The sequence below is a fragment of the Legionella moravica DSM 19234 genome, from assembly GCF_000423305.1.
Taxonomy (GTDB): domain Bacteria; phylum Pseudomonadota; class Gammaproteobacteria; order Legionellales; family Legionellaceae; genus Legionella; species Legionella moravica.
In genome coordinates, this window is sequence record NZ_KE384000.1 from 72,121 (window position 1) to 95,371 (window position 23,251).

The window sequence follows — 23,251 nt, forward strand, 5'->3', positions numbered from 1 at the left end:
GATCTTGCTAACCAGTAGCCTTCTCCCAAAAGGAGAGAAGGCAATTCTAGTGAGATCTCGCTAACCAATGGCCTTATCCAAAAGGGAGAAAAGGCAATTCCAGTGAGATCTAGCTAACAATGGCCTTCTCCCTCCGGGAGAAGGTGCCGACAGGCGGATGAGGGGATCTTAAGGCCGAGGCTCCACCTTTTGCATTCTTTATATTCTCCCAACCCCATTGAACAATATATTATTTTATCAACGCAGATATGTGACCACGATATAAAGATAGCCCCCCCTAATGTTCGTTTAATTATTTTGAATCAATTGACGCAGTCAACATCCAATGTGCTTTTTGATGAGCGGCGATACGATCGCTTAATAAAGTAACCGTTCCCTCGTCATTATTCTCCTGGGCAATTTTGATAGCCTGATTTAAATCATTGACTAAGGTACTGTTATCCTTGGCCAATTCAATAACCATTTGATTAGCGCTCAGGCTTGAATCACCGTCTTTGATGGTTTTCAATTGATTAAACTCGGTAAAAGTCGCTGGCGACTTATGCCCCATAATCAATATTCGCTCGGCAACCTGATCTACCGCCTCCGCCAATTCTTTATATTGCATTTCAAAAAGCTCATGCAAACTCTTAAATTGGGGGCCTTTGACATGCCAATGATAATTTTGAGTTTTAAGATATAAAGCATAAGTATCAGCCAAAGCCACTTCCAATTTTTTAATCACGCTGCTCATAATATATCCCTTATTTATTATCATGATATTAATAATAGTTTAAAATGACTTAAAAACAACCTATTTCAATTTATTTGTAAACGGATTCCGCAATCCCCAATCAATGATCACCATAAACAAATCGACTTTGATGCATGTCCATAATTCCAAAAGCAAAATTAATAACGGTATACATAGAAATATCGGGCGAAACGCCCAGCTGTTCATGTCATCAAAAAAAAACCCGCCAAAGGCGGGTTTTTAAGAGAAGCAGGGTAGCTTACATCATGCCGCCCATGCCGCCCATACCGCCCATGCCGCCCATATCGCCAGCACCAGCGCCTTCATCTTTCTTAGGCAAATCTGCAACCATGCACTCAGTGGTTAACATTAAGCTTGCAACAGAAGCTGCATTTTGTAATGCCATACGAGTTACTTTAGTTGGATCCAGAATACCCATCTCAACCATATCACCGTATTCACCAGTTGCTGCGTTGAATCCATAGTTGTCTTTATGTTCAGAAACTTTGTTTACAACAACAGAAGATTCGTAACCAGCGTTAGTTACGATCTGACGCATTGGAGATTCGATAGCACGACGCAGAATGTTGATACCCATAGTTTGGTCATCATTATCACCTTTCAGTGCATCCAGAGCTTTTTGAGCACGAATCAATGCAACACCACCACCAGCAACAATACCTTCTTCAACAGCGGCACGAGTCGCATGAAGAGCATCTTCTACACGAGCTTTCTTCTCTTTCATTTCTACTTCAGTAGCAGCGCCAACTTTAATTACCGCAACACCACCAGCCAATTTGGCAACACGCTCTTGTAATTTCTCACGATCGTAGTCAGAAGTAGTTTCTTCCATTTGAGCACGAATTTGAGTAATGCGTGAGTTGATTTCAGCAGCTTTACCTTCACCATCAATAATGGTTGTATTTTCTTTAGTAACAACAATCCGTTTGGCAGTACCCAGATCTTCCAGAGTAGCCGCTTCAAGGCTCTTGCCAATTTCTTCAGAAATAACTTGTCCGCAGGTTAAAATCGCGATGTCTTGTAACATTGCTTTACGACGATCACCAAAGCCAGGCGCTTTAACAGCACATACTTTAACAATACCGCGCATGTTATTCACTACCAGAGTTGCCAAAGCTTCGCCTTCAACATCTTCTGCAATAATCAATAAAGGACGGCCTGATTTTGCAACGCCTTCAAGAACTGACAACATGTCACGAATGCTGGAAACTTTCTTGTCAACTAACAGAATGAATGGATGCTCCAGTTCACAAGTCATGTTTTGTTGATTGTTGATGAAGTATGGAGAAATGTAACCGCGATCAAATTGCATTCCTTCAACAACAGATAATTCATTCTCAAGACCATTGCCGTCTTCAACAGTGATCACGCCTTCTTTGCCAACCTTTTCCATTGCTTCAGCAATAATAGAACCAATAGCTTCGTCAGAGTTAGCTGAAATAGTACCAACTTGTGCAATTGCTTTGGTATCTTTACAAGGCTTGGACATCTCTTGTAATCTTTTAGTAACAGCCAATACTGCTTTGTCTATACCGCGTTTCAGATCCATTGGATTCATACCGGCAGCAACCGCTTTATTTCCTTCAACAAGAATAGAACGTGCTAAAACAGTAGCAGTAGTTGTACCATCACCCGCAGTGTCAGAAGTTTTAGAAGCCACTTCTTTAACCATTTGAGCGCCCATGTTCATGAAGCGTTGTTCAAATTCAATTTCTTTAGCAACAGATACGCCATCTTTAGTGACAGTAGGTGCACCATAAGACTTTTCCAATACCACATTACGGCCACGTGGACCCATGGTCACTTGTACGGCATCAGCCAATGCATTTACACCAGCAAGCATTTGTAGGCGAGCATCGTCACCAAAACGTAATTCTTTAGCCATTACTCAATCTCCTTAAACAATTAGATTAGATTACTTCTCAATTACACCCATGATGTCATCTTCACGCATCACGACTAATTCTTTGCCATCAATTTTAACTTCTGTACCAGAATATTTGCCAAACAGTACTACATCACCAACTTTTACTGCCAAAGCACGAACATCGCCGTTATCCAGAACTTTGCCAACGCCAACAGCAACAACTTCTCCTCTCATGGGCTTTTCAGTAGCACTATCTGGAATAACAATACCACCGGCAGTGGTACGCTCTTCTTCCATACGACGAACAACTACGCGATCGTGTAAAGGACGAATTTTCATACTTTTATCTCCTGATTTTAATTAAACTATGATTTATGTGTCTTGCCTGCCAACTGGCAAACAATCCTGATGACTGGCATATGGGGCCGAGAATAAAACTTTCAAGGGTAAAAACAAAAAATATTTTCGCTTTTATCGATACTCGCACTACAATGAGGACTAACTTTTTACTGTATAAAGGCAAAGCATGAAAAAATGGCTTTTATTATCAATACTTTACTTTATTACTTCGCTCGCCAATGCTGACCCTCTTCCTGCATCGGAAGTATTCCAGGTGAATGTAAATAAAGTCGATCCCAATACTTTTGTAATCCAGTGGGAAATAAAACCCGATTATTTTTTATACGGTGACCGAATCAAATTAACAGAACAAAAAGACAGTAACATTCATTTAGGGACCTTGCGTTTTCCTCCAACCCTGAAAAAAACAGACAAGCAGGGGCATACTTATGATGTTTACAGAAATCAACTCGTTCTTCCGGTCGCAATTCTGGGGGAAGAACCAGGTGAAACCATTCTGAATCTGAACTATCAAGGCTGTTCTGATGATGGATTCTGCTATCCTCCTGAAGTCAAACAAATCAAAATAGCCATTGATGACCAACTAGCCCTTTCACTGGTTACTCTGGAACAATCATCAAATGATGCCAAAATCACCACCAAGGCACCGCGTAACGAAATAGCGCAGGTATTTGAAAATAATGGATGGGTAACCATACTGTTTATTTTTTTTGGATTTGGCTTACTGCTATCGTTTACACCCTGTATTTTGCCCATGGTTCCGGTGTTATCGGGAATCATCATTGGTCATGGTAAAGACGTCACGACAAAAAAGGCTTTTTTTCTCTCGCTAAGTTATGTCCTTAGTATGTCCATCACTTATGCTGTAGTCGGAGCAATCGTTGCAAAACTGGGCGCCAATCTGCAAATCAGCATGCAATCGCCATGGGCAATCAGCCTGTTTAGCCTTATTTTTATAGTACTGGCTTTATCCATGTTTGGTTTCTATGAGTTTAAACTCCCTGATTCCTGGCAAGCTAAAATAGCGGGATCAAGCAGAGGTCAAAGAGGAGGACACTATTTAGGCGCAGCAATTATGGGTTGTCTTTCCACCCTTATTCTATCCCCCTGCGTTACAGCCCCATTAATTGGAGTATTAACCTATATTGCCCAATCGGGTAATGTTCTTTTAGGTACACTGACCTTGTTTTTCTTAAGCCTGGGTATGGGCACCCCTCTGCTGCTCATTGGAACTTCTGCCGGAAGATGGCTGCCCAAAACAGGAAGCTGGATGAATGGAGTGAAAGCATTTTTTGGCGTCTTGCTCATCGCGGTGGCCATTTATCTGATGGAGCGTATTCTACCTGCTGGACTAACTATGGGGTTATGGGGAAGTTTACTCATTTTTTCCGGTATTTATACAGGAGCTTTAACGCACTCTGTCTCCAGTAAAGAAAAATTCTGCCAGGGAGCAGGAATCATCATGTTGGGCTATGGCTTGCTCATTTTGATTGGCGCCAGCATGGGGTCAACCAATCCATTACAACCTTTGGCAAATCTGCAAGCGGCTACAATACGCCCTGCGCAACAGACACCAAATCAACCCAAAACACTGGCTGCCATCAAGCGAGAAATCGAACAAGCAAAAGGAACGCCTGTCATGCTCGATTTTTATGCAGACTGGTGTGCCTCCTGCAAGGTTATGGAAGCAACGACCTTCCAGGATCCCAATGTCCTGGCAGCATTAAATCACTTTAAAATCATTAAAATTGACGTTACGGCTAATGATACTGAAAACAAAGCCATCATGAATGAATATCAAGTAGTTGCTCCGCCAACTTTTGTCTTTTTTAACTCACAAGGAAAAGAACTCAATGAGTTTAAGCTGGTTGGTGAAAGCTCAGCAAATGATTTTTTACACAACTTAAATCAGATAAACCACAACTCCTGACATATCGTCTCGCTTATTGAACAATGCAATCCAGGAAAAAAAACCGTGCTCCCGGATTGCTCTGTTCTTTTTCATAGTATGCTGATAACCCAACACAAAATGCGATAATGTCCTTGGCATAAAATATGCAAAGCAAGCGTTAACTTCATTTCGTGAGATCAACAATGAATGCCTTTAAATCGGATTTAATCGCAGGATTTAGTGTGTTTTTACTCGCCCTGCCTCTGTGTCTGGGCATCGCTTTGGCCAGTCAATTTCCGCCAAGTGCCGGAATTTTAACAGCAATTTTAGGCGGAATAATAACGTCTTTTTTCGGAGGGGCGAAATTAACCATTAAAGGGCCTGCTGCCGGGTTGATTGTCATTGTTCTTGGATCAGTAATGGAGCTTGGTCAGGGCGATTTATTTCTTGGTTATAAGCGTACATTAGCCATTGGGGTCATTGCAGCGCTTCTGCAAATCCTCATTGCATTAAGGAAAAAAGCCGTCATCGCTGAAATCATGCCCCCTTCAGTCATTCATGGCATGCTTGCAGCCATAGGCGTCATCATCATTGCCAAACAGTCCTATGTCCTTATCGGTGAACACCCCAATAACGCTTCAATCTTTGGGCTATTGGAGAACTTGCCCATGCAATTAGGCAATTCAAATCCCGTTATTTTATGTATCGGAATGATAGCTCTTGGTATTGTACTCTTCTGGCCCAAACTAAAAAAATTAAGTTTCATTCCTTCATCTATTGTCGTTGTGGCAACCACTATTCCTATGTCCCTGTATTTCGATATAAAAGACTCCCACACTTATCATTTGTTTTATAATGACTACATTCTGGATCACAGTCTGTTGGTGAGTTTGCCCAATCATCTGTTGCAGGCCATCAATTTCCCTGATTTTTCTTATCTTTTTACCCTGACCAGCGCGAAATACATCATTATGTTTACTTTGGTCGGCTCCATTGAATCCCTACTCACCGTCTGTGCCATTGACTCAATCACCAAGCCTGAAAAACCATCCGATTTGAATAAAGATTTACTGGGTATAGGAGTTGCCAATTTATGTTCTTCTTTGATAGGCGGTTTGCCCATGATTGCCGAAATTGTTCGCAGCAAAGCCAATGTGGATTATGGGGCAAAAACAATCAGAGCTAATTTTTTTCATGGGGTGTTTATGCTGATTGCAGCAGTTGCTTTGACACAATACATCAACCTGATCCCATTATCTGCATTAGCCGCATTATTGATTTTTGTGGGGTGCAAATTAGCCTCACCCAAGGCATTTATTCACGCATACCAAATCGGCCGTGATCAATTTCTTTTGTTCATCACTACGTTCCTCGTTACCCTGATGACTGATTTATTGACTGGCGTTCTAGCGGGCATCTGTTTAAAATTATTGTTCCACCTGATTCGCGGCAACAGTATCAATACTCTGTTTAGACCCGAAGTAAGCATAATACACGCTTCTGATGCAACAACAATCAATGTATCAGGCCCATTAACCTTTGTGGCCTATCTCAAATTAAAACGACTGATTAGTCAGGCAGCATCCCATAATAATCCGGTCATCGTTGATTTGAGTGACAGCAATTTTATTGATCATACCATCATGACAAAATTGTATGCATTAAGAGAATTGTCCGATAATACTTTGTTACAAATTTCAGGAGTCGGTCATTTAAGACCGCTCTACAATCATGAGCTTTCAACCAGGATGTATTGGGGTTAACATGAAAATGACACAGGAGTTACTGATTGATTCAATCAATCACGCTATGGAGCTGATCCCTGAACAAGGACCTCTTGAATACTTTGTTCACCATAATACCATTCATCATTATCAGCATCTGGATTTCTGTGATGCAGTAAAAAAGGCAGCACTGGATTATCAATGCAATGCGTTCATGCCAGAAGAATTTTACTGGCAAGAGTATGCCAATAGAGGCATTAATAAATCTGATCTCTTTTATGAAATTGACTGCTACATCAAAGAGCACCAACTCCAAATCCCCAATCACATTCTGTACCGACTGTTAATCCAGAGTGAAACGGCGAATCACTACCTGGATAAGCAGGAGTGCGAGTCGGTTAGAAATTATTTTATACAAACAAAAAAATATTTTTATCACTATGCACTGCGTGAGGAATCAGGGATAGACATTGATCATTTTATCGCGCCTCATTTATTACGATTCATGGCCACCTACTTTGATTTTGGCTCAGCCTATTGGTCAATGACGAATAAAAAGGAAGGAATGTGGGCAAGCTTCCGAGCACTCTATGAGTCGTCCTCATTTGTTGATTCTGCTTTTTTAAACTCATTAAGCCAGCAAATTAATAACTACGGCCAAATGAGTCCTTCATTAATAATGCTGGAACTCCTTGAAGCATTACAGATTGATGCTGAAGATCTGCCAGACTATCTTTTTGATTTAGCCTATCGCTTTAAAGGATGGTCGGGGATGATAAAAAGTTTAAACCACCATCCTGAATGGATAAAAGTTGCCGACATCAAACCCTGTTTTACAGAACTCATGACGATCATTATGATCTGTGAATGGGCCGCCATCAATACCATCACAAAAAACCTGCCGACTGTTCCAAAATTCGAATCAAGTTACCTTCATTCAGAACAATTTATCCACCATTTTTTCAACAAGCTCTTTAAACACCCGGAACTGCACTCAGCTTTTATTCAAGCGCTGCCTTTTTTGGATGATAAATCGCGACAGGAAATTCTGCACCGATCATTTGAACGCACCTTCTATAACAATTTCTTTAATGCCTACGTTACCCAATCACCGACACCCACTGAAATACCTCCTGAGTATCAAATAATTTGCTGCCTTGATGAGCGAGAAGAGTCATTCAGACGATACCTGGAAAGGGATCCAACCTGCGAAACCTTTGGCTATGCTGGGCATTTCGGTTTAAATATTCAATTTAAAGGCTATTTTGATAAACATACCAGAGCACTGTGTCCAGTTAATGCCAAACCAGAATATCTCATCACCGAGAACGGAACAGTAAATAATGCGATGGGGCTTAAATCCTTGTTTCTATGGGGCGAATTATTATGGCTTTCCGTATTAAGTTCAAAAACCATTCTTCGCAGTTCTGTTGATACATTTTTAAGCTGCTTTCTCAAAGTAATCCCATTTAGCCTGGATATCATTTCCCCTCGTCTGACCGCAAAAATCAAACACTCCTGTACTCAATTAATCAATAATACAGTGCATACCGAACTGGTCTACAAAAAAGAGGACTGTCCATCAGGAATGGATTTGGAAACACGAAGCACTCTGGCTTACAACTTATTATCAGCGATAGGCTTGACACAACATTTTGGCCGTTATGTCATTATTATGGGGCATGGATCGTCCAGTTTGAATAATCCTCATGAAGCGGCCTATGATTGTGGTGCCTGCGGAGGCGGTAGAGGAGGAGCGAATTCTCGCTTGATGGCTCTTTTGCTGAATGAACCCACGGTCAGAGAACGTCTTAAGGAACGAGCTATTGCCATCCCAGACCACACGACATTTATTGGTGCCTATCATAATACCTGCAGTGATGGTATTTCCTATTATGATATCCCCCTGAAAATACAATCTGACTTCAAAACCATTCAGAACCGAATCAAACGTGCCAGTCAATTAAATGCCAAAGAACGGTGCCGGCGTTTTTCATCAGTACCGTTCGGCAAATCTCCGGCCTATTATCATCGCAAAGTACAAGAACGTTCCATTGATTTACGCCAACCTCGACCAGAGTATGGTCATTCAACTAATGCCTTATGTATTATTGGGCCGAGAAGCCACTCCAAAAATCTGTTTCTGGACAGGCGTTCATTTCTAATTTCCTATGATCCTGCTCAGGACAAGGACGGTATCATCCTGAATAAAATTCTCAATACAGCCGGTCCAGTTTGCGCCGGAATAAATCTCGAATATTATTTCAGCTACATCGATAATGAAACTTATGGCTGCGGTACCAAGCTCCCTCATAATGTCACGTCATTAATCGGTGTCATGAATGGATATCAGAGCGACCTACAAAATGGACTCTCCAGTCAGATGATAGAAATACATCAACCCATCCGATTATGTATTCTGGTCATCTGTTCTTTACCTGCATTACAAAAAGTGTTAACAACACCAGGTGAATTCAGTGAATTGGCCAATAACCGCTGGATTAAATTATCAGTTCACAATACAGAAGATAAAAAAGTATACCTTTATGAGGATGGGTTGTTTGAACCCATCAAACATTCCAGCTTCCCTCCAACTTATTTTCATCAGGATGAAGATGTATTTAATCATGCACACCACCTCAGCTTTGGACACCTCAGATCATGAATAAATTTTTATCAGAATATTTTTTTTATTATTTCACTGTTTCTTCTTTATTAAGATTTTTCCTGGTATTGATATTTAGTGGTCAAACGCCCATTTCATTAGGCGAAAAGAGAGTAAGACTGGTGGTTACCTCAGGTATTATTCTCGATGGGATTCATGTGCTGCTCATTCTCCTTCTGAACCACCATCTTTCTCAAATCACTATCGATGATTTTTTATATTTTTCTGATAGTTTTAAAATAATATGGAATCCCTACTCCATCGCCTTTTTTATTTTTTGTATCAGCCTGATTTCTCTGATTGCTCGCTTTTCTTCTTTTTATCTTCACCGGGATTATTATTTCTATAAATTCTTTTCTCTACTCTACATACTCGAGCTTGCAGTATCGCTATTGGTATTAACCAGCAGTTCTGAAAGTATCTTTATTGGATGGGAATTACTTGGATTATCATCAGTATTGCTGATTGCCTTTTATGAGCACCGCAAGTCCGTATTAAAGAACTCTCTGATCATTCTGGTCATTTATAAAATTGCTGATGTAATTTTTTACACCGCACTTATTTCTTCGGCCTATTTTGGCAGTCATATCTATACACAAATTGACAATCCAATCGCTGAGCTCTTTATTCTTATCGCTTGCTTAATTAAATCGAGTATTTTCCCCTGGATTTGGTTACCCAGAGCCATGGAGGGGCCAACTCCATCCAGTGCCATCTTTTATGGCGGAATTGCGACTCATATCCCCATGTTCATCTTTTTGAACATCAGTATGCATCATCCCAATACCAGCCTGACATTCACTATCGTGGCGGCAGGATTCATCCTTCTAGCAACGATACTCACCAGTCTTATGAGTAAACAAGCTACCGATGCAAAAAATGCGATTGCTTATGCTTCTATCACCCAATTGGGCCTCATCTATATTGAAATTTTGTTGGGTTTTTATACTTTGGCATTAATTCATGGAATAGCAAATGGAATATACCGCTCCTTTGAGTTTCTCAAATCACCTTCGCTCATTTATCAACACCATAGCATTGAAAAACGAAGAGAGCATCTCAAACACAGATCGCTTTCCAGCATCTTGATTCCGCAAAAAATGCACGATTATTTTTACAAACTGGCCTATCATGAATTTTTTATTCCACGAATGCTCATCCACGGTATTGAATTGTTTCTGGGATTACAGAACTCAAGAACCAAAACCAACACGATAAAAAATTACTTACGAATAAGCCTCGCCATGTTTTTTACTTTTGAGCTTGGTATCTATTTCTTGCTACACATCAAGATAGGATTTTTGGACGAAAGCCTGCTGCTGCTTGGATTAAGTTTTAATTTCATTGCCACATTATACAAATACAAACCAGGACATTTTTTTATAATCATTCTAACCTCAACACTGACTGTATTTACTTTATTATTTGAACACATCCATCAAACCACTTTATATCTCGAATGGGTATTCCTCATCATTCTGGCTTATTTTCTGTTTGATTTGTTGCATAATGGCGTTACGGTATATAAACCCATCAATTTCTCTGGCCGCTTTTTTAAATCAACCAAATCCAACTTTATTATCTTAATTACAGGAATTTCGGTCATCGGTATCCCAGGACTTACTTCCTATCTCATTTGGGAACGCCTGGAACATGAATTGCTGCCCTTCTACCCAAATCTCATCATGGAAGGTTTTTTCATACTGGCACTGAATACAATTTTATTTTTTAGATTTTATTACGCCAATTTTCTGGGCAAACGGATGCAAACGACTCATTATGAGGCAATTAAAAGGATATAACATATACGAAAATCTGCTTATTGCGTTTATTTGAACTGACGTTTAAATCGAAAACTTGCCAGACTAATCATGGCCGTACAGAAAATTAACAAAGGCCATAAATTGGCCCAAATTTCACTAAAATCATTACCACGCAACATCACACCAAATAAAATTTTAAAGAAATGAGTCAGAGGCAAAAACAATCCAATAATTTTTGCCCATTCTGGCATACCAAAAATTGGGAAAACAAATCCAGTCAATATGATTGAAAAAGCAATAAATACATTTACAATCTGTGCAGCCTCAAATTGAGTTTTACAAAAAGTCGCTATGGTTAATCCTAATGATAATTCAGCAATGATGTAGGGCAAGGCACATAAATACAGCAACAGGGGATTACCGATAAAGGGAATATTAAACAAGTAATATGAAAGCAATAATCCTAAAGTTAACTGCACGTAGCCAATAATAATGTAAGACAGGATTTCCCCTAATAAAATTTCAGATGGATGCGAAGGTGAAGCTAACAAATATTCAATAGTCCCTCCCTGTACATCACGAAACGCAATAATAACCGTGATCAACAACATTGTTAACATCAGTACCAGGCCAATCATTCCAGGAACAACATAAATCTGAGTAATACGCTCCGGATCATAAGGACGATGAATAATAAGCTGAATTGAGGGCCGATGCTCCAGAGCATGAGTTGTCCCGGGAAATATCTTCTCTAACATCTGTTGTTTTAATCCTGCAAGAGCGATTATTGCCCTTCCCGTAGAAATAGAGTCAATGCTTCCATCCTCCAAAAGCAGAGCAGGATTTTCCTGACGGCGCAATTGTTTGGAAAAATCTGCGGGTATAGTAATTATCAACAGGGCATCCCTGGTTCTGAGCAGATGATACGCTTCTTCATTACTTACGGTAGAGGCAACAAATTTGAAATATTCAGTATGCTCCATACTCCGGATGAGCTCTCGGCTTATCTCGCTGTTGTCTAAATTAATCAATACTGTGGGAACTTTTTTGGGATAGGTATTAATCGCATAACCCGCCATACATACCAATATTAAAGGTAAAATGGCCATAATGATTATCGTTGCAGGATCGCGCTTCATGAGTATAAATTCTTTGCGCATGATCGCCCATAAACGATAAACTGAAAACCCGGACCTCATCTTCAAGGTTCCTCATGTTGAATTTTAAAAATAAACGCATCTTCCAGAGTAGTATCGGTTGCTTCAACTTCATAATTGAAAAAAATGGACGGATCAAACTGAGTTAAAACATCAGGATGCAACGAACTGATACGCAGCTCACTTCCCTTTTCAATTAGCTGCATGGGTGCTGAATTTTTAGTTAATAATAATTTAAGTTCAGCCAGATTCCTTCCTTTTATTCGCCATGAATACAACCTGGAGGATCGAATAATATCGACTGAGGAGCCATTAACTAATAGTTCACCATAAGACATATAGGCAAGTTGATGACATCGTTCTGCTTCATCCATGTTATGAGTACTTAATAATACCGTAACACCTTGTCCGACCAGATCCTGTATGTGGTTCCAGATTAATACCCTGGATTGAGGATCAATTCCAGAGGTTGGCTCATCCAACAACAGGATTCGGGGAGAATGCAATAAAGCAGCGGCTAAAGCAATCCGTTGTTTCCATCCTCCAGACAAGGTGCAGGAAATCTGATTTTTCTTTTCTCCTAAATGAAGTAAATCAATAATTTCATCCAGACGAGCCTTTCTATTTTTTAATCCGTAAATTCGAGCAATAAAATCCAGATTCTCATAAACAGTCAGATTCTGATAAAGACAAAACTGTTGCGGCATATACCCTATTTGCGCCTGAATCATTTTCGTTTGAGTAAATAAATCCAGACCAAGACAACGCCCTTTTCCCTGATCAGGTACAAGCAAACCGCTCAGCAGGCGCAGAGAAGTCGTTTTTCCGCTGCCATTTGCTCCTAAAAAACCAAAAATGGTTCCCGCTTGAATTTGCAAAGTTAAATCGATTACCGCCTTGATCCCATTAAAGGATTTCGAAAGCCCACTCACCTCAATAACCGATTCGCTTAAGCCAGGATTACTCATAATCCACTTCCACAGGCTGACCAATTTTTACTGCATTTCTTAACTTGGAAGTCTTCACATCAGCCTTCACTTTGTAAACCAATTTATGGCTGTTCTCTTGACTAAAGAGTACATCCGGTGTGTACTCTGCCTGATTTGCCAGGTACGTTATTGTAACCGGATATTTTTGATCCTTTATTAAAACAGACACCTGTTTCCCTATTTTTATTTTGTTGAGATGCGTCTCAGGCACATAAAATATAATTCGCATCTGGGAGGGAAGTAACAAACTGACAATTGGATGATTAGGAGGAACTAATTCATCAATTTGATAAAAAATTTCATGTACCGTTGCTTTTGCTGGTGCTTTAATTGGGTGTTGATCTTCAATTGATAAAATGGAATCGCCTTTATCTAAGGAATCCCCTTCATGGACAAATAGTTTTTTTAAATGCCCACCAACAGGACTTGATACAAAAAACAAAGAGGATTCAACATAGCCTGTTGTTTGATATAGTGGCTTCTGTTGAGTACATGAACTTAGAAACGGACAAAAAAATAAAATCAAGGATACAATCCATATACTCCTTTGCTTCATATTATGTCCCTTATTTATGGATTTTATACGCAAACATCCTGCTGAAACTGACCGTTATTCAGCTCTTTCAATGCCATCTTTACAAAGCGGTCTGTTATTGATTATAACGCTTCAATTGAAATAGTGGCAAATTAATCAATGCGTATGAACCATTGAAGTGAAGGAAATTGTCGACAACCAAAGCTGATTTGCGGTATAATCCGTACAATTTTTTTACAGATAGAATTTTATGAATCATAAAGTAGGGTTTGTCAGTTTAGGGTGTCCCAAAGCCTTGGTCGATTCGGAACGAATCATCACTCAATTACGTGCTCAAGGTTATGAGCTGGTTTCCAGTTATCAGGATGCAGGTGTAGTTGTCATTAATACCTGCGGCTTCATTGACAGTGCCGTTAAAGAATCTCTGGATACTGTAAAGGAAGCCATGGCAGAAAATGGTCGGGTTATAGTAACCGGTTGTCTTGGAGCCAAAGCCGACATCATTAAGGAAGCTTGTCCTGATGTGCTTCATATCAGTGGAGCTCATGCCTATGAAGAAGTAGTGAATGCAGTGCATCAACATTTACCACCTCCAAAGGATCCCTTTACTCAGCTTGTTCCACCACAAGGAATTAAATTAACACCCCGTCATTATGCCTATTTGAAAATTTCTGAAGGCTGCAACCAAAAATGCACCTTCTGCATTATTCCTACCATGCGCGGCAAATTGCAAAGTTACCCCTTGACCCAAGTGTTAACAGAAGCTAAAAAACTAAAAGAAGCTGGAGTAAACGAAATTCTGGTCATCTCTCAGGACACCAGCGCGTATGGAGTTGACACTCGTTATCAGCCCATTGAATGGCAAGGAAAAACTGTTAATACCCGTTTCTATGATTTGTGTGAACAATTGGGTGAGTTGGGTATTTGGGTTCGTTTACATTATGTGTACCCTTATCCTCACGTCGATGAGATCATTCCTTTAATGCGAGATGGCTTAATTCTTCCTTATCTGGATATCCCCTTACAACATGCTAACTCTCGTATTTTAAAAGCAATGAAAAGACCTGCCAGTAGTGAAAATACCTTATTACGGATTGCAGCATGGAGAGAAGTCTGCCCCGAAATTACCCTGCGTTCAACCTTTATCGTCGGCTTTCCAGGAGAAACAGAAGAAGAATTTTCTGAACTATTGAGCTTCCTTGAAGCGGCTGAGCTAGACCGAGTGGGTTGTTTCAAATACTCGCCAGTTGAAGGAGCCAAAGCGAATGATTTGGCAGATCCCGTTCCTGAAGAAATTAAAGAAGACCGCTACCATCGCTTCATGCAATTACAAGCAGAAATCAGCAGAAATAAATTGGAAAACAAAATTGGCAGTACTCAAACCGTTCTTATTGATGAAATAACGGCAGATCAGGTTATTGCACGAAGCAAGGCAGATGCACCTGAAATTGATGGGCTGGTTTATCTTCCACCAACTGCACATCTTAAAGTCGGTGATTTTGTTGAAGTCACTATTGTCGATAGTGACGATTACGATCTGTATGCTGAAGTGAAGTAATAAATTCCAAAACCTGGGGTTGTTGGCACGTTGGGTTTGAACCAACCACAACCTGTTCCTGAATGCCCCTCTGGTTTATCAGTTATCCTCGCGAAAGCGAGGAATTATAAAGTTCCTTACAAACAGCCAACACCGCTTTATTTCTCTCGTCACTGTACTCAATTCCAGGCTGAAGTATTTTTTGATGCAGGAGATGGTGATCATGTCGATAAGCATCCTTTAAAACAGTCAATTGCTCTTTTGTTACCACATGAATTAGAAATAACTGTTCCAGTTGACTCAAAGTATGAGTGTATCGCGCGAATCGCAGGTCACCGGTTTTGAGCACTAAAAACTGAATTAAAAACTCTAAATCCAACAACCCCCCGGGAGCATGTTTGATTGGGTCAAGATCCTGAAGTTGATCAATTTTAGCCCTCATGGCCAATACCTCTTCCAGCAAAAAAGACGTTTCTCGAGATAACCCTAAAATCACTTTTTTTAATCGCATAAAATCCTGCTTTATTTTGCGATTACCAGCCACTATACGTGCTCTTGATAATGCTTGATGTTCCCAAGTCCATGCTTGTGCTTTTTGATATTCAACAAAGGCATCAATGGTACTTACCAATAAACCCGCTGAGCCCGAAGGTCTAAGGCGCGTATCAACGGAATACAAAATACCCGATTGCGTTCGGGTTGTTAACATGTGTAATATTTTTTGGGTCAATCGAGTAATTAAAGCCTCTTCCTCAGGTTTAGCCATATGAAGAAATACCAAATCCAGATCAGATGAATAATTCATTTCCCGGCTGCCTAATTTTCCATAAGCAATAATGGCAAAAGACGATTTTATTTGGGACATCTCCGGATGACGGAGACTTAATTGCTGACACGCAATATTCATCACCTGAGTAACGATTACTTCAGCGACATCAGCCAGATACTTGCCAATCCTGATTGCATTCGTTGAACCATTAAGCTCGGCACGAGCAGCCAATAACCAATGAGTGAGCTTAAATTGCCTTAAAATTTCTTCTTGAAGCTCAATATCCTCTGCGTGAGACAATTTCTCAGTGATGATTGACTCTAATTGTTGTCGAGATTCTGGACGCCAGTGTTCCTCGTGATCTAACAAAACCTCTAACAAAAACGGCTGATTTACAAATAAAGAAGTAATAAATGGGCTGTTAGCTAGCCAAAACAACAACTCTCGTAATGCCATTGGGTTTTCGGTCAATAAAGCCAGATAAGCACTGCGACCTACAATATGTTCCAGTAAATGCATTACCTGTAATAATACTTCATCCGTATTGGTAAAATGAGTCAGCTCGGACAACAACATCACCATAAATCGATCCAGCCTGATCCGCGCGCCCTGAGATAACCTTCTACAACGTGGACCATGTCGGAATGCATGAATCATTTGATAACAATGTGGCGCGTTTTCAAAACCCAAACTGGTCAACAGGTTAATTGCCATACTCTGTTCTACGTGTCCCTGCCACAGACTGGATAACTGATTGGCCAACACTCGTTTCTCATCTTCATAATCATCTACTTTTCCCAAAACAGAATGAAAAGAATTAGAAATAATGCGTTGATATTGTTGTAATTTGGCTAATAAATCATCCCATTGAGCAAACCCCATAGCCAATACTATCTGTGCCTGTTTTATCGGTTCATCAGGCAACGAATGAGTCTGCTGATCCCCAAGGCTTTGTAATACATTTTCCAGTTTTCTTAAAAAAAGATAAGCTTGTCTTAGCGCTTCACTACGCGGAAGCAGTTTTTCCTGTTTCAATACATCAAGTGCCGACATTGTATTTTGAACTTGCAAACGAGGTAATCGTCCGCCACGAATCAATTGAAAATTCTGAATGATAAACTCAACTTCTCTAATGCCTCCTTGTCCCCTCTTGATATCATCAAGTCGCGGATTAAGCTGCACCTCTCGCTCAATCATTGATTTCATACTGCGCAAAGATTCAATAACACTAAAATCAACATATCGTCTGTAGACAAAAGGGATGATCAATCGTTCATACCAGGGAACAGGCTCATTAAGCGATTCCGTGATGACTCGAGCTTTCACCATAGCATACCGCTCCCAGTCTCTGCCTTGCTCCTGATAATAGTTTTCCATTGCGGCGAGGCTTGAAACCAAAGGCCCACTATCTCCATTGGGGCGAAGTCTTAAATCGACCCTGAATACAAATCCATCTGGGGTGACGTTTTGCAAAATATGAATAAACTGTTGTACCAACTTGCTAAAAAACTGCTGATTGGTTATGGCCTCTTCACCATCAGTTGAACCCACTTCCCCAAAAGCAAAAATCAAATCGATATCTGAGGAGTAATTCAGTTCCCTACCACCGAGTTTTCCCATAGCCAAAGCATATAAAAGAACTTCATCACCCAGCTCATTCCGAGGCGTACCATAGCGCAACGACAATGAGTGTCTGCAATAGCGCAAAGCATGAACAATAATTGCATCAGCACAATCAGACCAGGAGCGCAATACGTCTTCGGTATTGGCGATTCCAGCAAGTTCTAGCAGTAGTAACCGTAAAAAATGAGTGTTTCGAAACTGACGCAAATCTCTCAAATAAAGAGGCTGAGCTGACTCTATATTGCATTGATTAACGGCATCAAAATAGTCCTGCCGAAGTAACAAAGAACTGCAATCATCCTCCTGTAATAAACGCTCCAGCACGTTAATTTGTCGGCAGGAATAATCACTGATTAAAAGCAATTGTTCTACATGTTCTTTTAATGGATGCTCAAGATTCGATAGATGTTTTTCAATAAACCATGCTTTTGAGGCGAGAAGTTCGGAGAATAGAACGTGCTGTGTCATAGACAAATCTGAAATCATGATTAGAATATAGCTTCAAGACTACCTTATGACCTGGTGGCATTACAACATATTGTCCTTGACTCCCTCAATAATTAATAAAGACCTCAATTGAATCAATCACGTTGCTTTCGGATTTTATTTCCTCAGAAAACTGGCAGAAACCCCAAAATAACTGTTCCAGTTCAGCGTATTCTCGCTATACTCTATATATAGAACTTATCTAAAAGTGAAAACCCAACTATGAACTTATTACGTTGCATCCTGGTGAGTACTCTAATATTTTTGATGTCACCATTACACGCTGTAGGAGAACCACTCAATGTCGGTATAGATGGCTTTACCCCCCCTTTTGTCATGCAAGGTTCCAATAAGGAATTCTACGGCTTTGATATTGATATGATCAATTCACTATGCAAAATCATGCAACGTACTTGTAATTTTGTACCGATGAAGTTTGAAAAGTTATTGGAAGCTGTTGAAGATCAAAAAGTAGATATAGCCGTCAGTTCAATCACAATTACTGCCGAACGCTCCCAAAAAATGGGATTTAGTAATCCTTATTTATCAAGCTACTCACGATTTCTTACGAATCAAACCGATGAAGCTCAGCAAGCATTCAGTCTACAATTATTAAAAGATAAAAAAATTGGAGTTGTTGTGGCTACGGTGTTTAAAGACCAAATCAAGGATATGGGCATCATTAATCCTACGGTTATAGAATATCCCAATACCGAAGTAATGCTTGAAGACTTAAGAAAAGGCAACGTAGATTATGTCCTCTTTGATAATCCTACAGCTTTGTACTGGGCAGCCAACTCATCCGGGGCGTTTATAGTAATAGGTAAACCCTTAGTCTACGGTTATGGACTAGGTATAGCCGTGAATCAAGAAGAAAGCTATTTACTGCCATCAATCAATCAGGCCTTGCAACAGTATGAGCAATCCAGTGAATACCAATTATCTTACAAGAGATATTTGGCTGAATTTTAAAAAGAGCTCATCAGACATGCCATTCTCAGGAAAAAGTGCTGAGAATGGCTGCAATCAAGCGTTTATTCAATTCAATAACTCAAGCAAAATAGATGACATTGACCATGAATGAGAGTTTTGACACCCTAAATTAGTGGACGGTCTGGCCCTGTGTAATGCAACGGCTAATCACCTGTCGGGTAACGAAATCACCCTGACTGGCACCATACATCGATGAAAAGTGCTTGGCTAATATAACCACCCAACCTGATAACCGAAAATTCATTCTCTTTTCGATTTGATCCACTACTATTTCAAAAAGTCCCAATGAATCGCTCTCGCGATCATTAGCATACTCTTCCATAATCACACGAGCAGTTTGCAAATCTCTGTCTCTGGTAGGCCAATTTTGACTCATAAAACACTCCCTAAAAACATGAGTTGAATCACAATAATTTCCACTAGATGGGGGTAACTTTAAAAATTACAAGGGCAGAAATCATAGATTATTATGCCATAACTTGAACAAATACTCAATACTCAGTTCAAAAATTGAACCAATCATTTCCAGTATTGACTCATCTGATTCAGAGAATCAGAGCGTGTATCTGGAATGTTATTCGCAGACAGCATATGATATACACATATTATCTTTATTGAAATAACATAATGAGCTACCAAATTTTACCCTCCCTCTTATCTGCTGACATGACTCGAATTGGGGAGGAGGTAGAGTCAGTGATGAGTGCTGGAGCTGACTACATTCATTTTGACGTCATGGACAATCATTATGTACCCAACCTAACCTTTGGCCCTACTTTTTGCGACGCATTGGTAAAACGTTTTCCCAATCTCCCTATTGACGTACACCTGATGGCAACTCCCGTAGACGCATTGATTGAGTCATTTGCCAAAGCGGGAGCCCGAAGGATTAGCATCCATCCTGATGCAACAATCCATTTGGATCGCAGCATCCAATTAATTAAAAGTCTGGGTTGTGAAGCGGGGTTAGTGCTTAATCCTGCAACAGCCATTGATCATCTTACCTGGATTGCACATCATCTTGATTTTGCCCTCGTCATGACGGTGAACCCTGGTTTTGGTGGACAAAAATTGATTCCCGAAGTGATCAGTAAAATCACCCAGATACATCAGCTTTATCCTCAACTTGATCTGTGTGTCGATGGTGGAGTGACTACACACAATATTGCTGTTCTGGCACGCGCTGGAGCAAACCAGTTTGTTGCCGGTTCTGCTATATTCAATAGCACCAGTTATCATGAAACCATAAAAAATATGCGTGAGGCATTAGCAAACATTTAAACTGTAGCTGCTTTTTTCTTTCAGGTTTTGCAAGAGGAACTATGAACAAAATTATTGGGCTGTTGTGTGGACTGATTTGGACTTTCTCTGCTTTTGCTTTATCGGGCCAAGCTTACATGGATAGATTTAACACCTTTATGGCCTGGTACCAGAATCTCCCCATTAATCCGCCACCTGAATTCCTTGAGTTCGTAAAAGGTACAACCCCTCTATCCAACAAATTACGTGATAAATGGCTTTATGAATTAGCTCGTACCAAAAATTGGGCAACTTATGTAAGCTATTACCAACCCACTAACGACATCAATCTGCAGTGTTATGATCAAATCGCAAAATTTAATTTAGGAATGGAAAAGCAAGCCTTACACGAATCGACTCCTATCTGGCTAACAGGTGATTCACGTCCTCCTGCCTGCAATACTTTATTTGACTTGATGCTGAAAAACGATAATTTCGATCAAAATTTGATTACCCAGCGCATCACTCTTGCTCTTGATAAACGCAATATTCAACTGGCACGTTATCTATTAAAACAGTATAAAATACCTCAAATTGCAGAAGTACAATCATTAACCGACGTTCACCAAAATCCTGCAAATATAAGCAAACTCACCCCTGGCGAAATCAATGCCCAATTGTATCTCTATGGTTTAAAACGCATGGTGTCCATCAATATGGATAAAGCAATAACCCTATGGGAAAAGGCAAAAACCAACAAACTATTAAATGAATCCCAAAAACAGGCGTTTTTAGCTCATGTAGCCCTCTATAAAGCGATGCGAAACCATGAAGACGCGATGGAATGGTTTGCAAAAGTCAAACCCGAGTATTACAACGATGTACTGGTGGATTGGCAGATCCGTTTTGCATTAAAAAATCAGGACTGGGAACATGTTGCTCAATTTATTAACAGCTCTAAAAATAAAGATACGCCATGCTGGCAATATTGGCTTGCTCGCTCCCTTGAGGCTCAGGGAAAAACAACGGAAGCAAAGGCAATTTATGAATCTCTGGCTAAAAGCAGACAATACTATGGTTTTCTGGCCAGTATACGCTTAAAGAAAACTCCTAATTTTGAAAATGAAAAAGCAACGACCAGTTTAACGGCCTTAAAGCCCTATCAACCCATTATCGATCAAATTAAATCACTGTACCTTTCGAAACAAACTGTTGAAGCAAGCAGATTACTGAATGATTTCATTAGCGAGCTGCCCAAAGACGAGGCCAGTGCTTTGGTGTATTGGGTTGACAGTGAACTGGGATGGCACGGTAAATCAGTCTATTTAAGTAACAATGATACGCTTAATAACCAACTAAGCTTAAGATTCCCCCTCGCTTATAAATCCACGGTTAAATCCTATGCAAATCAGTATTCAATTCCTCCTGAATTTGTCTATGCCATCATTCGTCAGGAAAGCGGATTTAGAGAAGATGTAGTCTCAACCGCAGGAGCCAGGGGTTTAATGCAAGTTATGCCTCAAACTGCCAGTTTGGTCTCTAAAATGAGTAAAATTCAATACAACGATCAAAAACAATTGTTCCTGTCGAACAAAAACATCAATATTGGCATTGCATATCTTCAACAACTAACCAAACGATTTAGCAATCATCCCGTGCTTGTAGCCGCAGCATATAATGCTGGACCAAGGCAAGTCGTGTATTGGCTAAAAAATCATCCTCCTAAAGAGATCGATGTATGGATAGAAACCCTGCCATGGCAGGAAACACGAAATTATTTAAAGAACGTCATGGCATTTTATGTTGTTTATCAATACAGGCTCAATCAGAAACCCGATTTAAATAAAATTTTAGCACCATTATAAATGTTGTAGCCCGACTATCCTCGATTCCGCGGTCAAAGTCGCGGAAATTCGAAATGTAGAGTATCATCACAGCGTATCCGAGTTCCCGCGGTCTTCGCTGCGGGTATTCGGCTTATATTTATTTAACAGCAGCTAACTGATGCTCAGACAAAGTTGATCCATTGATTTAACCCCTCCCTTCTAAATCCCAAGGCAAAAGCACTGTAAATTCATAGTACAGGATTGGAATAATGTATTAAAAATGAATAGAAGCTCCCTCAAGAAATGAAGGACCTTCTGAGTATAATTGAACAGCACATAACACACCAAAATAAATATTATTTAAAAATGCCCTATTGAATCCACTTTATTTACTCATCTTTAATCACTAAATAAATCAATACGGACAGAATCATAATAAATATATGAAACGCAGTTGTTATTGCGTTATTAAGCATGGGAGACATCCACATGCCAAACCATTCGCCACCAATGGACATAAACAGAACCTGCCAGGTTAAAAATCCTAAAGTTAAACCGGCTACGGACATACTTTTTGCCTGATTAAATACAGAAGCTTCCTTTTTTCTGGCTCGGAACAACTTCCAGGCTCCCAGAGCGCAAAGAAGGGTTGTTAATGTCTCCATGCTGATAATACCAATATAAGCGGCATGCTGAAGCTCAGGGGTTGTAATGGCTCTGTAGGTGATTTTCGAACCAGGAAATACGTCCTTCATTGATAATGCCTTCTCTACAGCAGGAAGATTTGAAGCATAATCAGTGATATTGCCAAAAGCTGTTAACAGACAATAAAAAGAAACCGCTGCTACAAGTACAATTTTTGATAGCCGTATCATCATTCCTTCCTCTTGATCTCATTAATAATTCAGATGGCTTAAACTATACAGCCTTCAATTGAAATCACCAAAAGTTTGGCGAATTATTCAGACGTAACACGTGAATACCCTATGCTCGGGTTCAATAAAACCTTTAAATCAAGGTAATAAAAATAATATTTCTAAAAGGCACGGATATACATTTAGATCACTTTTATC

General features: G+C 40.0%; 17 protein-coding genes. 8 read left to right on the forward strand and 9 right to left on the reverse strand.

What is annotated here, in order from left to right; translation table 11 throughout:
- Positions 1-292: 292 nt before the first annotated feature.
- The 3 genes from G543_RS0112230 to groES all read right to left on the reverse strand — a co-directional run bounded on the left by G543_RS0112230 (position 293) and on the right by groES (position 2,960).
- Positions 293-733 (reverse strand): Dps family protein, encoded by a 441-nt coding sequence (locus G543_RS0112230; protein WP_028384776.1) that lies wholly within the window; start codon positions 731-733, stop codon positions 293-295.
- A gap of 259 nt (positions 734-992) precedes the next feature.
- Positions 993-2,639, reverse strand: coding sequence for a chaperonin GroEL (gene groL / locus G543_RS0112235; RefSeq protein ID WP_028384777.1), 1,647 nt, complete (start codon positions 2,637-2,639; stop codon positions 993-995).
- Positions 2,640-2,669: 30 nt separating this feature from the next.
- Complete coding sequence (groES, locus tag G543_RS0112240) at positions 2,670-2,960, reverse strand: co-chaperone GroES (protein WP_028384778.1); 291 nt, start codon at positions 2,958-2,960, stop codon at positions 2,670-2,672.
- A 187-nt stretch (positions 2,961-3,147) separates the two neighbouring features.
- Here groES and dsbD point away from each other — a divergent pair, with 187 nt between their 5' ends.
- The 4 genes from dsbD (at position 3,148) to G543_RS0112260 (ending at position 11,063) form a co-directional block, all read left to right on the forward strand.
- Positions 3,148-4,911, forward strand: coding sequence for a protein-disulfide reductase DsbD (gene dsbD / locus G543_RS0112245; protein ID WP_028384779.1), 1,764 nt, complete (start codon positions 3,148-3,150; stop codon positions 4,909-4,911).
- A 164-nt stretch (positions 4,912-5,075) separates the two neighbouring features.
- Positions 5,076-6,635, forward strand: coding sequence for a SulP family inorganic anion transporter (locus tag G543_RS17865; protein WP_051190693.1), 1,560 nt, complete (start codon positions 5,076-5,078; stop codon positions 6,633-6,635).
- A gap of 1 nt (position 6,636) precedes the next feature.
- Positions 6,637-9,261, forward strand: a complete 2,625-nt coding sequence (locus G543_RS0112255; RefSeq protein ID WP_162145893.1) for a putative inorganic carbon transporter subunit DabA — start codon at positions 6,637-6,639, stop codon at positions 9,259-9,261.
- A complete protein-coding gene (locus tag G543_RS0112260; RefSeq protein ID WP_028384781.1) occupies positions 9,258-11,063 on the forward strand; it encodes a proton-conducting transporter transmembrane domain-containing protein in 1,806 nt (601 codons plus the stop codon). The genes G543_RS0112255 and G543_RS0112260 overlap by 4 nt, the downstream gene beginning before the upstream one ends.
- Before the next feature lie 26 nt (positions 11,064-11,089).
- On the opposite strand, the gene G543_RS0112265 is transcribed toward G543_RS0112260, so the two are convergent.
- From G543_RS0112265 to G543_RS0112275, 3 genes are read right to left on the reverse strand one after another with little or no spacing between them, the layout of a single operon-like run.
- On the reverse strand, positions 11,090-12,223 hold the full coding sequence (locus G543_RS0112265; RefSeq protein ID WP_028384782.1) for an ABC transporter permease: 1,134 nt from the start codon (positions 12,221-12,223) through the stop codon (positions 11,090-11,092).
- Positions 12,224-12,225: 2 nt separating this feature from the next.
- Complete coding sequence (locus tag G543_RS0112270) at positions 12,226-13,149, reverse strand: ABC transporter ATP-binding protein (RefSeq protein WP_028384783.1); 924 nt, start codon at positions 13,147-13,149, stop codon at positions 12,226-12,228.
- Positions 13,142-13,726 (reverse strand): HlyD family secretion protein, encoded by a 585-nt coding sequence (locus G543_RS0112275; RefSeq protein ID WP_035922222.1) that lies wholly within the window; start codon positions 13,724-13,726, stop codon positions 13,142-13,144. The genes G543_RS0112270 and G543_RS0112275 overlap by 8 nt, the downstream gene beginning before the upstream one ends.
- A 229-nt stretch (positions 13,727-13,955) precedes the next feature.
- Between G543_RS0112275 and rimO the strand changes: the two genes are divergently transcribed.
- Complete coding sequence (rimO, locus tag G543_RS0112280; RefSeq protein WP_028384785.1) at positions 13,956-15,263, forward strand: 30S ribosomal protein S12 methylthiotransferase RimO; 1,308 nt, start codon at positions 13,956-13,958, stop codon at positions 15,261-15,263.
- Positions 15,264-15,345: 82 nt separating this feature from the next.
- Here the strand turns inward: rimO and glnE are convergent, their stop codons facing one another.
- Positions 15,346-18,102: a bifunctional [glutamate--ammonia ligase]-adenylyl-L-tyrosine phosphorylase/[glutamate--ammonia-ligase] adenylyltransferase gene (glnE, locus tag G543_RS0112285; protein ID WP_028384786.1), complete on the reverse strand. Its 2,757-nt coding sequence runs from the start codon at positions 18,100-18,102 to the stop codon at positions 15,346-15,348.
- Between the two features lie 240 nt (positions 18,103-18,342).
- On the opposite strand from glnE, the gene G543_RS0112290 reads away from it, so the two are divergent.
- The gene (locus G543_RS0112290; protein ID WP_028384787.1) at positions 18,343-19,092 is read left to right on the forward strand and encodes a transporter substrate-binding domain-containing protein; all 750 of its coding nucleotides are present in this window, start codon (positions 18,343-18,345) and stop codon (positions 19,090-19,092) included.
- Between the two features lie 130 nt (positions 19,093-19,222).
- On the opposite strand, the gene G543_RS0112295 is transcribed toward G543_RS0112290, so the two are convergent.
- Positions 19,223-19,489 (reverse strand): hypothetical protein, encoded by a 267-nt coding sequence (locus G543_RS0112295; RefSeq protein ID WP_028384788.1) that lies wholly within the window; start codon positions 19,487-19,489, stop codon positions 19,223-19,225.
- A gap of 251 nt (positions 19,490-19,740) precedes the next feature.
- Here G543_RS0112295 and rpe point away from each other — a divergent pair, with 251 nt between their 5' ends.
- Both rpe and G543_RS0112305 read left to right on the forward strand, forming a co-directional pair.
- Positions 19,741-20,394 carry a ribulose-phosphate 3-epimerase gene (rpe, locus tag G543_RS0112300; RefSeq protein WP_028384789.1) on the forward strand — a complete coding sequence of 218 codons (654 nt, stop codon included), beginning with the start codon at positions 19,741-19,743 and terminating at the stop codon, positions 20,392-20,394.
- A gap of 41 nt (positions 20,395-20,435) precedes the next feature.
- Positions 20,436-22,217 carry a transglycosylase SLT domain-containing protein gene (locus G543_RS0112305; RefSeq protein ID WP_028384790.1) on the forward strand — a complete coding sequence of 594 codons (1,782 nt, stop codon included), beginning with the start codon at positions 20,436-20,438 and terminating at the stop codon, positions 22,215-22,217.
- A 350-nt stretch (positions 22,218-22,567) separates the two neighbouring features.
- Here the strand turns inward: G543_RS0112305 and G543_RS0112310 are convergent, their stop codons facing one another.
- Positions 22,568-23,056, reverse strand: coding sequence for a DUF2165 family protein (locus tag G543_RS0112310; RefSeq protein WP_028384791.1), 489 nt, complete (start codon positions 23,054-23,056; stop codon positions 22,568-22,570).
- Between the last annotated feature and the right edge of the window lie 195 nt (positions 23,057-23,251).